12 protein-coding genes are annotated in these 10,603 nt (G+C 59.9%); 5 read left to right on the forward strand and 7 right to left on the reverse strand.

Annotation, left to right across the window (positions count from 1 at the left end; genetic code table 11):
- Positions 1-3: 3 nt before the first annotated feature.
- Entirely contained in the window at positions 4-1,521 is a 1,518-nt protein-coding gene (locus WAO69_RS13275) for a class I adenylate-forming enzyme family protein (protein ID WP_422179918.1), read from the reverse strand.
- Between the two features lie 297 nt (positions 1,522-1,818).
- On the opposite strand from WAO69_RS13275, the gene accB reads away from it, so the two are divergent.
- Genes accB through aat form a run of 3 tightly spaced genes read left to right on the forward strand, consistent with a single transcriptional unit; the run spans position 1,819 to position 4,361 of the window.
- Positions 1,819-2,307, forward strand: coding sequence for an acetyl-CoA carboxylase biotin carboxyl carrier protein (accB, locus tag WAO69_RS13280; RefSeq protein ID WP_422179894.1), 489 nt, complete (start codon positions 1,819-1,821; stop codon positions 2,305-2,307).
- A gap of 11 nt (positions 2,308-2,318) precedes the next feature.
- Positions 2,319-3,671, forward strand: a complete 1,353-nt coding sequence (gene accC, locus WAO69_RS13285; protein ID WP_422179896.1) for an acetyl-CoA carboxylase biotin carboxylase subunit — start codon at positions 2,319-2,321, stop codon at positions 3,669-3,671.
- 57 nt (positions 3,672-3,728) lie between these two features.
- Complete coding sequence (gene aat, locus WAO69_RS13290) at positions 3,729-4,361, forward strand: leucyl/phenylalanyl-tRNA--protein transferase (protein WP_422179898.1); 633 nt, start codon at positions 3,729-3,731, stop codon at positions 4,359-4,361.
- Here the strand turns inward: aat and WAO69_RS13295 are convergent.
- The 6 genes from WAO69_RS13295 to WAO69_RS13320 all read right to left on the reverse strand — a co-directional run bounded on the left by WAO69_RS13295 (position 4,325) and on the right by WAO69_RS13320 (position 8,235).
- Positions 4,325-4,756: a DUF2155 domain-containing protein gene (locus WAO69_RS13295; RefSeq protein WP_422179900.1), complete on the reverse strand. Its 432-nt coding sequence runs from the start codon at positions 4,754-4,756 to the stop codon at positions 4,325-4,327. The two genes, aat and WAO69_RS13295, sit on opposite strands and share 37 nt — an antisense overlap.
- Positions 4,753-5,208 carry an outer membrane lipid asymmetry maintenance protein MlaD gene (gene mlaD / locus WAO69_RS13300; protein WP_422179902.1) on the reverse strand — a complete coding sequence of 152 codons (456 nt, stop codon included), beginning with the start codon at positions 5,206-5,208 and terminating at the stop codon, positions 4,753-4,755. The genes WAO69_RS13295 and mlaD overlap by 4 nt, the downstream gene beginning before the upstream one ends.
- Before the next feature lie 19 nt (positions 5,209-5,227).
- The gene (locus WAO69_RS13305; protein WP_422179904.1) at positions 5,228-5,611 is read right to left on the reverse strand and encodes an NADH:ubiquinone oxidoreductase subunit NDUFA12; all 384 of its coding nucleotides are present in this window, start codon (positions 5,609-5,611) and stop codon (positions 5,228-5,230) included.
- A gap of 104 nt (positions 5,612-5,715) precedes the next feature.
- Positions 5,716-6,087: a RidA family protein gene (locus WAO69_RS13310; protein WP_422179906.1), complete on the reverse strand. Its 372-nt coding sequence runs from the start codon at positions 6,085-6,087 to the stop codon at positions 5,716-5,718.
- Between the two features lie 82 nt (positions 6,088-6,169).
- On the reverse strand, positions 6,170-7,438 hold the full coding sequence (gene clpX / locus WAO69_RS13315; protein ID WP_422179908.1) for an ATP-dependent Clp protease ATP-binding subunit ClpX: 1,269 nt from the start codon (positions 7,436-7,438) through the stop codon (positions 6,170-6,172).
- 167 nt (positions 7,439-7,605) lie between these two features.
- On the reverse strand, positions 7,606-8,235 hold the full coding sequence (locus tag WAO69_RS13320) for an ATP-dependent Clp protease proteolytic subunit (RefSeq protein ID WP_422179910.1): 630 nt from the start codon (positions 8,233-8,235) through the stop codon (positions 7,606-7,608).
- A gap of 185 nt (positions 8,236-8,420) precedes the next feature.
- On the opposite strand from WAO69_RS13320, the gene WAO69_RS13325 reads away from it, so the two are divergent.
- Both WAO69_RS13325 and WAO69_RS13330 read left to right on the forward strand, forming a co-directional pair.
- Positions 8,421-9,620 carry an FAD-binding domain-containing protein gene (locus WAO69_RS13325; protein WP_422179912.1) on the forward strand — a complete coding sequence of 400 codons (1,200 nt, stop codon included), beginning with the start codon at positions 8,421-8,423 and terminating at the stop codon, positions 9,618-9,620.
- Between the two features lie 455 nt (positions 9,621-10,075).
- A complete protein-coding gene (locus tag WAO69_RS13330) occupies positions 10,076-10,552 on the forward strand; it encodes a P27 family phage terminase small subunit (protein WP_422179914.1) in 477 nt (158 codons plus the stop codon).
- The last annotated feature ends 51 nt before the right edge of the window (positions 10,553-10,603 follow it).

The following is a 10,603-nucleotide window of genomic DNA, read 5'->3' on the forward strand; positions in this document are numbered from 1 at the left end:
CCGTCACATCGGTGTGGTTTTCTCCTCGAGTTGTTTGCGCAACTCGGTTTTGAGAACCTTGCCATAGTTGTTCTTTGGAAGTTCCGGCACGGTGATGTAAGCCTTGGGCCTTTTGAACCGCGCGATGTTGTCGGTGCACAACCGGTCAAGTTCCGACGGATCGGCTGAACCAACAATGAAGGCCACGACCTCTTCGCCCCATTCCGGATGGGGACGCCCGACCACCGACACTTCGCTCACGGCCTGATGGGTCAGCAAGACCTCTTCGACCTCGCGCGGATAGACGTTGGAGCCGCCGGTGATGATCATGTCCTTTGAGCGATCCTGCATCGTCAGGTACCCGTCCGCATCCAGAAACCCCATATCGCCTGTCATCAGCCAGCCATTGACGATGGTTTTCGCGCTTGCCTCTTCGTTGCGCCAATAGCCCGGCATCACCGTATCGCCGCGCACCATGATTTCACCGTGTTCCCCGACAGGCAGCGGTCTGCCTTGCGCATCACCGATGGCAAGCTCGACCGCGGATTGCGCGCGCCCCACGCTGCCCAGTCGCTCGCGCCAGCGCGGGTGGCTGCGGTCTGTCACATCATGTCGCGACAAGGCCGTGATGCCCATCGGACATTCGCCCTGCCCGTAAATCTGCACGAAAACAGGGCCAAAATGCTCAACCGCTTCGATGATATCGGCGCTGTACATCGGCCCGCCTGCGTAAACGACGGTACGCAGCCCCTCGCCCGTCTCGCCGGTGGCTTTGGCGGCCTGTGTCATCCGTTTGACCATCGTCGGAGCCGCAAACATCTGAACCGAGCCTAACCTGCGCGCCAGATCAAAAATCTCGGCCTCGTCAAAGCCGCCGGACGCCGGACAGACATGGCGTGCGCCCTTGAGCACATGCATCATGTTGTAAATCCCCGCACCATGGCTCATCGGGGCGGAATAGAGGATGGCATCTTCGGAACTGACGGGATCGCAATCGACCTCGTAACACAGGCTCATCGTGATCAGCATCCGGTGCGTGATCATCACACCCTTGGGCTGACCGGTGGTGCCGGATGTGTAAAACAACCAGCACAAATCATCAGAAGCCCGCGCAGCGGGAGCAGCCACAGGTGCGTGATCCATCACCGCGCTCCAATCGGCCCCCGAGATATCGACGATCCGCCCCGGAGCCTGCGCCGCGCTCAGCGCCGTGTTCAGACCCGGTGAGGTAAAGGTGATCGCGCTGTCCGAGTTGCCAAGGATGAAGGCAGCCTCACGTCCATGCAGTTTGGCGTTTATCGGCACGACCGCAGCACCTGCACACCAGATGCCATATTGCGCGATCAGGTATTCGGGGCAGTTCTTCATGAAGATCGCCACCCGATCCCCCGGCTGAATGCCCTGTGCCTGCAACCATCCGGCAACGCGCAGGGCGCGGTCATGGAACCCGGCATAATCGGCAACCAGCTGGTGCCCCAGAAACAACGCGGGGCGATCGGGTGTCAGGCTGGCGGTGCGCTCGAGCCATTGGGCGATGTTCATACCGATGTCTCCTGCGGTGTCGATCAAAGGCCGCGCGGGCGGTGCGTCGGACATTCATGCAGCAAAACATCAGATTGTTCGGGCGATCAATAGGCACGCGCACAGGTCTGTTCGGAGGCTGCATACAGATGACGGGGAGAGCGCCGTTTGCTTTCCCTCTGGTCATTTACGCCAAAACCTAGCATCTAGGACACAGAGCGCCGCCATCCTTTTCCTAGAGAGAGACATGGCTTATAAGGCGGGAACGCAACGCCCGCGCACAGATGGGCGACAGACGAAAACCGGTCGAGGACACGCATGGCAAACAAATCGCATGAAGCAGACGTGGCATTCATCAAGGCTCTGGCCGAGCTTTTGAATGAAAATGATCTGACCGAGCTGCAGGTCAAACGCGAATATGGAGAGAACGACGGGCTGAACGTGCGCGTCAGCCGCGCTGTGGCAGCCGCCCCTGTTCAGGTTCCTGTCGCAGCTCCGGTCGCCGCAGTCGCCGCGCCCGTTGCCGCCGCACCCGCGGCCGCACCCGCCACTCCCGAGGATCCGGCCAGCCATCCCGGTGCGGTCGCCTCTCCGATGGTGGGCACCGTCTATATGCAGGCCGAACCCGGCGCACCGGCCTTCATCAGCGTCGGAGCAACGGTAAGCGAAGGCGACACATTGCTGATCGTAGAAGCCATGAAGACCATGAACCACATTCCGGCCCCCACCTCGGGAACCATCAAGCGCATCCTTGTCGAGGATGGTGCGGCCGTTGAATACGGCACTCCGCTGGTGATCATCGAGTAAGGCCCGGACAGATGTTCCAGAAAATCCTGATTGCCAACCGCGGAGAGATCGCCCTGCGTGTGGTGCGTGCGGCGCGCGAGATGGGCATCGCTTCGGTTGCGGTGCATTCGACAGCGGATGCCGATGCCATGCATGTGCGCATGGCGGATGAAAGCGTTTGTATCGGCCCGCCCTCCAGCGCGGAAAGCTATCTGTCGGTCCCCGCGATCATGGCGGCCTGCGAAATCACCGGCGCGCAGGCGATCCACCCCGGTTACGGTTTCCTCAGCGAAAACGCCCAATTCGTGCAAATCGTCGAAGATCACGGGCTCAGCTTTATTGGTCCCACCTCTGAACATATCCGTATCATGGGCGACAAGATCACCGCCAAGGATACGATGAAGGCACTGGGCGTGCCCTGTGTTCCGGGATCCGACGGAGGTGTCGCCACGCTGGACGAGGCCAAGGCGCTTGGGGCTGAAATCGGGTATCCGGTGATCATCAAGGCCACGGCCGGTGGCGGCGGACGCGGCATGAAAGTGGCCCAGACCGCGGCGGATATGGAAAAGGCGTTCATGACCGCACGCGCCGAGGGCAAAGCCGCCTTTGGAAATGACGAGGTCTATATCGAGAAATACCTGCAGAAACCGCGCCACATCGAGATTCAGGTCTTTGGCGATGGCAAGGGAAACGCGGTGCATCTGGGCGAGCGTGACTGCTCGCTGCAGCGGCGTCACCAAAAAGTCTTTGAAGAAGCCCCCGGCCCGTCGATCACCCAAGCAGAGCGCGACCGGATCGGCAAGATCTGTGCGGATGCCGTCGCACGCATCAACTATACCGGTGCCGGCACGATCGAGTTTCTGTACGAAGACGGCGAGTTCTATTTCATAGAGATGAACACCCGGCTTCAAGTTGAACATCCCGTCACCGAAGCCATCTTTGGCGTCGATCTGGTGCGCGAACAAATCCGCGTGGCGGCGGGCCTGCCGATGTCCTTTACGCAGGATGATCTCAAGATCAACGGCCATGCGATCGAAGTGCGCATCAACGCGGAAAAACTCCCGGATTTCCGACCCTGTCCGGGGCGCATCACGCAGTATCACGCGCCCGGTGGTCTGGGCGTTCGGATGGATTCGGCCCTCTATGACGGCTATTCCATCCCGCCCTATTACGACAGCCTGATCGGCAAACTGATCGTGCACGGGCGGGATCGCCCCGAAGCGCTTGCGCGCCTGAACCGGGCGCTGGGCGAGTTGATCGTGGATGGCGTGGATACGACCGTGCCGCTGTTTCATGCACTTTTGCAGGAAAAAGACATCCAGACGGGCAATTACAATATTCACTGGCTTGAGAAGTGGCTGGATCGCACACTGGCTGAGAGCTGAGTTTGACGGGCGCTGCGCGGCGGCTATGGTGATGCCATCGCTTTGGACACCTGCGCCATGACCCTCACGCCAGAACTTTTGCTCCATGGGTATTCCATCGGTATTTTCCCGATGGCCGAGCACCGCAATGATCCGGATATCTTCTGGGTTGATCCACGCCGGCGCGGTGTCATGCCACTGAACCGGTTGCACCTGTCACGATCCTTGCGCCGCGCCCTGCGGCAATCGCTGTATCGCCCTGCGTTGAACGAGGATTTTGCCGGAACCGTAGAGGCCTGTGCGGATCGCTCCGAGACCTGGATCAACGACGAAATCCGCGCGCTTTACGCGCAGTTGCATGCAAAGGGCCATGCACATTCGGTTGAACTCTGGGAAGAGGATGAACTGATTGGCGGCGTCTATGGCGTGACGCTGGGGGCTGCGTTTTTCGGGGAAAGCATGTTCTCGCGACGCCCGAATGCGTCGAAAATGGCGCTGGCCTATCTGGTGGACCGGTTGCGGCTGGGAGGGTTCGTGCTGTTTGACACGCAATTCATCACGCCGCATCTCGCCTCGCTGGGCGCGGTCGAAATCAGCCGCGCGGCCTATCACAGCATGTTGCAGGAGGCGCTGAGACTGCCTGCGGATTTTCTGGGCCCGGCGATCCCGTCACCTCAGGAGGTGATACAGCGCAACACCCAGACGTCATAGCGTGCATGATCCAATGCGTTGAGCGCGGGCGATGATGCCACCATCCAGCCGGCAAACACCGCGCCATCGGCATTTTGCTCGCGGATCACAATATAGGCAAATGCATCTCCAGCCGGGTTGCCCGCAGGGTAGCGGCACTCGCTCAGACCGACCTCAAGCCCCAGCATCAGCACGCTTTGACCCTCGGGCAGTTCGACGTCGATTGTGGAGCCATCGACCTTGTCCAGCGCGCGCAACACGGCACCGGTGCCACGTTCGCCCCGTTCTGCCGGATCAACCGGCTGCGGCAGCGTTTCGGGTTCATCCGTGAGGGGCGTGGTCTCGATCGTGATGGATTGCGCCCCGGCGGTCAGTGGTGCCAGCAGCAACGCGACCAGCATCAGCGGGCGGATCATTCCGCCTCTCCGTCACCGGACACAAAGCGCAACAGCAGCGTGATCAGGCTGACCGAACTTTGCGTGTCGAGGATCTCGTCCCCGGCTGCAAAGTAGAAGGGTGACCCCCCCGGCATGATTTCCACGAAATTACCGCCAAGCAGACCCTCGGACGAAATCACCACCGCGCTGTCATCAGGGATGTCGATACCATTCACGATACTCATCGTGGTATCGGCGCGGTAGGTCTCGGGGTTGAGATCGACGTCACTGACAGTGCCGATTTTCACGCCACCCAGACGGACATCGGTGCCCACCGTGACCCCTTCGATCGAGCGGAACGAAGCGGTCAGCGGATAGCCCGCGGAAGAGGTCGAAAATCCGGTCGCCTGACCGGCATAGACAGCAAAGGCCACAGCGGCGGCCAGAACGGCACCACCCAGGGCAATTTCAGTTTTTGAATGGCTCGACATGCCGTCTTTTACCCAGCGTTCACTCGGGTGTCCACGCTTCGTAGTCACGACGCTGCTCGGGTTCGGCGCGTCGGATGGAACCCGCCGGTGCATAGGCCAGAGCAGTGCCGGTCAGGTTCTCCTGATGTGGCTTTTCCCAATCCTTGCGCGGCAGGGGTTTCTTGGTGGGCGGATCGTTCCAGGTGCGGTGCAACCAGCCGTGCCATTCCGGCGATACCCGGCTGGCCTCGGCCTCGCCGTTGAAAATCACCCACCGGCGTTTGTCGTCCTTGGTACGATAGAAGATGTTACCCTGATCGTCTTCGCCGACCCGTTCACCCTTGCGCCAGGTAAACAGCTGCGTGTTGAGGGTCTGGCCGTTCCACCAGGTGACGGACCGCAAAAGCGTGTTCAGGATACCCATGGGTGTCTCCGATAAACTGTTGGCGCAGATATGACGGATTGTGCCGGTCAGGTCCAGTGTGCAGAACGGGACAAGACCGCGCGGTCTCGATCAGATTGCGGCGCTCAGGGCAGAACGGCGGTCACCTCGATCTCGATCCGGTATTTCGGATCAAGCAGACCGCATTCAATCATCGTCGCGGCAGGCGGGTTGTCCCCGAAGGTTTCGGCAAGAAGCGGCCAGCAGGGTTCGAAATCATGCCGATCAGGCAGGATGTAGGTGACGCGCACGACATCGGCCATGCTGGCACCCGCCTGTTCCAGCGCGCCTTTGATCGCACCAAGCGCCGAGGCGCACTGGCCCACGACATCTTCGGGAATGTCCTGGCCCTGCGCGGTCGTGCCCGCCACATGGACAAAGCCACCCGCGACGACGGCCCGGCAATAGCCGAGTTTCTTTTCGAAGATACCGCCCGATGAAATGCGTCTGATCGTCATATCAACCCTCTGGAAACTGATCCGGCATGAAAAACGGCGCGAGCTGAACCGCGCCGTTCCCGTTCATTTCGCCGCGTGGCCTTCAGCCCGCGCTGGCTTCTTCTTTCTCGCCCTCGGCATGGATCATCAGGGGTCCGGCGTCGGAATTCACCGCCTCTTCGTTCACCACCACTTTGGTCACGCTGTCGAGGCCGGGCAGTTCGAACATGGTGTCGAGCAGGATGTCCTCGAGGATAGAGCGCAGACCCCGTGCACCGGTTTTCCGCTCGATCGCACGTTTGGCGATGGCTGCAAGCGCATCATCCGTGAAGGTCAGCTCGGTATCTTCCAGCTCGAACAGGCGCTGGTACTGTTTGACCAGCGCGTTTTTCGGTTTGGTCAGGATGGTGACAAGAGCGTCCTCATCCAGGTCTTCCAGAGTGGCCAGAACCGGCAGACGGCCGACGAATTCGGGAATCAGGCCGAACTTGAGAAGATCCTCGGGTTCGAGATCCTGAAACACCTCGCCCACGCCGCGCTCATCATTGGCGCGCACATCTGCTCCAAAGCCCATGGCCGAGCCCTTGCCGCGCTGCGCGATGATCTTGTCCAGACCCGCAAAAGCGCCCCCGCAGATAAACAGAATGTTGGTCGTGTCCACCTGCAGGAATTCCTGCTGGGGATGCTTGCGGCCGCCCTGCGGCGGAACCGAGGCGACGGTGCCTTCCATCAGTTTGAGCAACGCCTGCTGAACACCCTCGCCCGACACGTCGCGGGTGATCGAAGGATTCTCGGATTTGCGCGTGATCTTGTCGACCTCGTCGATATAGACGATGCCGCGCTGCGCGCGCTCGACATTGTATTCGGAGGATTGCAGCAGCTTGAGGATGATGTTTTCCACATCTTCCCCGACATAGCCCGCTTCGGTCAGTGTCGTGGCATCCGCCATGGTGAAGGGCACATCCAGGATCCGTGCCAGCGTCTGGGCCAGCAGTGTCTTGCCGCAGCCCGTCGGGCCGATCAGCAGTATGTTCGACTTGGCCAGCTCGATATCGTTGCCGGCTTTCTGGGAATGATTGAGGCGCTTGTAGTGGTTGTGTACCGCAACCGACAGCACGCGTTTTGCCCGGGCCTGACCGATCACATAATCGTCAAGAACACCGCAAATGTCGCGGGGCGTCGGCACACCGTCAGACGATTTGAGCCCGCTGGCCTTTGTTTCTTCACGGATGATATCCATGCACAGTTCGACGCATTCGTCGCAGATGAACACCGTCGGGCCCGCGATCAGCTTGCGTACCTCGTGCTGGCTCTTGCCGCAAAAACTGCAGTAAAGCGTGTTTTTGCTATCGCCGCCTGAGTTCGTTGCCATGACTTACCTTTCTGGCTTCGAGTATCGCGTTGACCCCTCGCCCCATATGGAGCGCGGGGCATGGACCCACCTTGCCGATAGCTTAGGACAGCCAAATGGGGTCCACAATCGCAAAATGACCCGCGGCGCGGCGGGCCGGGGCAATCGGCGCTTACAATGGCGCGTGTTTACGCATCATCATCCGTGGCCTTGCCGCGGCTTTCAACAATCTCGTCGATATGGCCCCATTCCTTGGCTTCCTCGGGCGACATGAAGTTGTCGCGATCCAGAGCCTTTTCGACGGCCTTTTTGGTCTGACCCGTATGTTTGACATAGATGTCATACAGGCGATCCTTGAGCTTTTGCGTTTCGGCCGCATGGATCATGATGTCAGAGGCCTGACCCTGATAACCGCCGGACGGCTGGTGGACCATGATGCGGCTGTTGGGCAGCGAAAAGCGCATCCCATGCTCGCCACCTGCCAGAAGAACCGATCCCATGGACGCGGCCTGACCGATCACCAGGGTCGAAACCTTGGGTTTGATGTATTGCATCGTGTCATAGATCGACAGGCCCGACGTCACCACGCCACCGGGCGAGTTGATGTAAATGCTGATCTCTTTCTTGGGATTTTCGGCTTCAAGATGGAGCAACTGGGCGACGATCAGATGCGACATGCCATCATGGATCGGACCGTTGATGAAAATGATCCGCTCTTTGAGCAGCCGCGAGAAGATGTCATAGGCGCGTTCGCCCCGGCTGGTCTGTTCAACGACCATTGGGACAAGGTTATTGTAGGTTTCGATGGGATCAAACATGTAGGAGCCTGCTAATAGTTGACCGGGACCATACCCGGTGGATGGTTAACTGAGTCTTAGTGTTGGGCACCGGGGTCTGCAAGGTGTGCCCGAAAATGCGATGCATATCTGTTGAGATTGCGCATATATGCTGCAGGCGAACCTGTCCGGTTGAAGAGATTTGCGCCCACGCTAGCTGCCTGATCATGACATCTGACTTCCTTCCCACGCGCACCGCCGCCCTTGAACGCCTGTCGCGCTTTTTGCCGCAGGCCGGTGCAACCTATGCCGCAAGGCGCAATTTCGATCTTGGCGCAGGTCGGCACAGCCATGTCTCGACTCTTTCGCCCTATCTGCGCCACCGGCTCATTACCGAGGCCGAGGTGCTGCAAGCCGTTCTTGCCCGCCATTCGTTGCGCGCCGCCGAGAAGTTCGTGCAGGAGGTATATTGGCGGACCTATTGGAAAGGCTGGCTCGAGATGAGGCCCGCTGTCTGGCAGGATTATCTGGCCGAGCGTTCGGCGGCCTGGAACGCGGTGCAAACCCAATCCGGCTTGCGCCGGCGATGGGAAGAAGCCTGCGCAGGCGACACCGGCATCGATGCCTTTGATTCCTGGGCACAGGAACTGGTTGAAACCGGATATCTGCATAATCATGCCCGGATGTGGTTCGCCTCGATCTGGATTTTCACCCTGCGTTTGCCCTGGTCGCTGGGAGCGGATTTCTTTCTGCGCCACCTGTTGGATGGCGATGTGGCCTCGAACACTCTCAGCTGGCGCTGGGTGGCGGGGCTGCAAACCAAGGGCAAGACATATCTGGCCCGCGCCTCCAACATCACCCAGTTCACCGAAGGGCGGTTTGCCCCCCGAGGGCTGGCTCAAGAAGCACCGCCCCTGCAGGGGCCGGACCATCCGCTCCTTCAGGCCCTGCCCCGGCCCGGCGAGGTGGCGCATGATCTGCGCACCGGCCTGCTGATCACCCCCGACGATCTATCCCCCGGCTTCATCGCAGATGCGCTTGCAGATCCCGTAACGGTTGCGCTGACCTCGCATCGCACCGCGCTGAGCCACCTTGCGATCGCGCCCCAGGTGCTGGCCTGGGAGGATGGCGCGCTGACTGAAACCGCAACTAGGTGGGCAGACCGCCTTGGGCCAATCACCCGCGCCCCGGATCTGGTTGAATGGGTGCGGACCCATGATCTGGAACAGGTCGTCACCGCCTATGCACCCGTGGGCGTCGAAGCCGACGCCCTGCGCCACCTGAGCACGGCAACCGATGTGCGGGTAACGCAGCTGCGCCGTCCCTATGACAGCGCCGCCTGGCCCCATGCCAGTCATGGCTTCTTTCGCTTCAAGGAAAAAATCCCCGAGCTGATCGGCCGGCTCAAGGGGCTGACCCTGGCATGATCCGGCGGCGCAGAATATCCGCATATCCCCGCCAGTTTTCGCACCCGGCTTCACAGGCCTGCACTTCCTCAAAAACAGCTCCTCAAAAAGCCCTTCAAAAGCAGGGGCAAAGCCCTGTGTCAGCGTTGATTTACAGGGGCTTAAGATCCGAAAACCGATCCGACTGTGGTAGCGGTTGCAAAAGCCCGTCAACGTGCGGTAAACCTCGAAGGGAAGCGGAGTAGCAGCACAACAGCTAGGCAGCTTCGCATTGGATGCAGCCAAGCCCCGCGATGATGATGGATGGATGCCGATATGCTGATGCGATGTGACGCCAGCCCAACCCACGGGGCGGCTCGGGTCGGGGGGGCAGTGTCAATTACCATTTGCAAGGCAGGGGGGTGCACCGCCGGGGTTCCTGATTTCTGACTAAAATTCTCACTTAAAGTGCGTTCCCGCACACAAACAATCTCAAAGTGGATTTTCCACGCACCACCGCACAGTGCATTTTTGCACACAAACCAGCCAAGGAGGCTATAATTACAAAGAAACGCACACTGAAAGCCCACCACGATCTGCGGTATCTGGACGAAATCCCGCCAGCACCGCCGCATTTCGACGACGAACTGACTGCAACCTGGAACCAAACCTGCGACATCCTGATGGACCGATATGAGTTAACAGAAGGTGATCTGACCCTGGTAGAAACGTACTGCACGGGAATGTCCGCTCACAGGAAGCTGGTGATCCAGCTGGGCGACAACCACGTTGTGGAAGATCGCTTTGGCCAGCTGACAGCCAACCCGTTGCACCAGCACATCCAACGCTATGCGGCACAGCTCAGTCAGATCACAAGCTTGCTAGGCCTGAACCCGAAAAGCCGCCGTGACTTGAAGGAGAGCGATCGCAAGGCAAGCGGAGCGGCGTCAAACGCAGTAACGGGGGCGTTCTGATAAAGCGGTTGCAGGCCACGATGGAGTCGATGCCTGTGGGCGGCAAGATCC

It is taken from the genome of Aestuariivita sp., assembly GCF_049276915.1.
GTDB lineage: Bacteria > Pseudomonadota > Alphaproteobacteria > Rhodobacterales > Rhodobacteraceae > Aestuariivita.

Bases quoted from the DNA above. Each gene is read 5' to 3' on its own strand.
- WAO69_RS13275 (WP_422179918.1), bottom strand. From the start codon at position 1,521: ATGAACATCGCCCAATGGCTCGAGCGCACCGCCAGCCTGACACCCGAT.
- accB (WP_422179894.1), top strand. From the start codon at position 1,819: ATGGCAAACAAATCGCATGAAGCAGACGTGGCATTCATCAAGGCTCTG.
- accC (WP_422179896.1), top strand. From the start codon at position 2,319: ATGTTCCAGAAAATCCTGATTGCCAACCGCGGAGAGATCGCCCTGCGT.
- aat (WP_422179898.1), top strand. From the start codon at position 3,729: ATGACCCTCACGCCAGAACTTTTGCTCCATGGGTATTCCATCGGTATT.
- WAO69_RS13295 (WP_422179900.1), bottom strand. From the start codon at position 4,756: ATGATCCGCCCGCTGATGCTGGTCGCGTTGCTGCTGGCACCACTGACC.
- mlaD (WP_422179902.1), bottom strand. From the start codon at position 5,208: ATGTCGAGCCATTCAAAAACTGAAATTGCCCTGGGTGGTGCCGTTCTG.
- WAO69_RS13305 (WP_422179904.1), bottom strand. From the start codon at position 5,611: ATGGGTATCCTGAACACGCTTTTGCGGTCCGTCACCTGGTGGAACGGC.
- WAO69_RS13310 (WP_422179906.1), bottom strand. From the start codon at position 6,087: ATGACGATCAGACGCATTTCATCGGGCGGTATCTTCGAAAAGAAACTC.
- clpX (WP_422179908.1), bottom strand. From the start codon at position 7,438: ATGGCAACGAACTCAGGCGGCGATAGCAAAAACACGCTTTACTGCAGT.
- WAO69_RS13320 (WP_422179910.1), bottom strand. From the start codon at position 8,235: ATGTTTGATCCCATCGAAACCTACAATAACCTTGTCCCAATGGTCGTT.
- WAO69_RS13325 (WP_422179912.1), top strand. From the start codon at position 8,421: ATGACATCTGACTTCCTTCCCACGCGCACCGCCGCCCTTGAACGCCTG.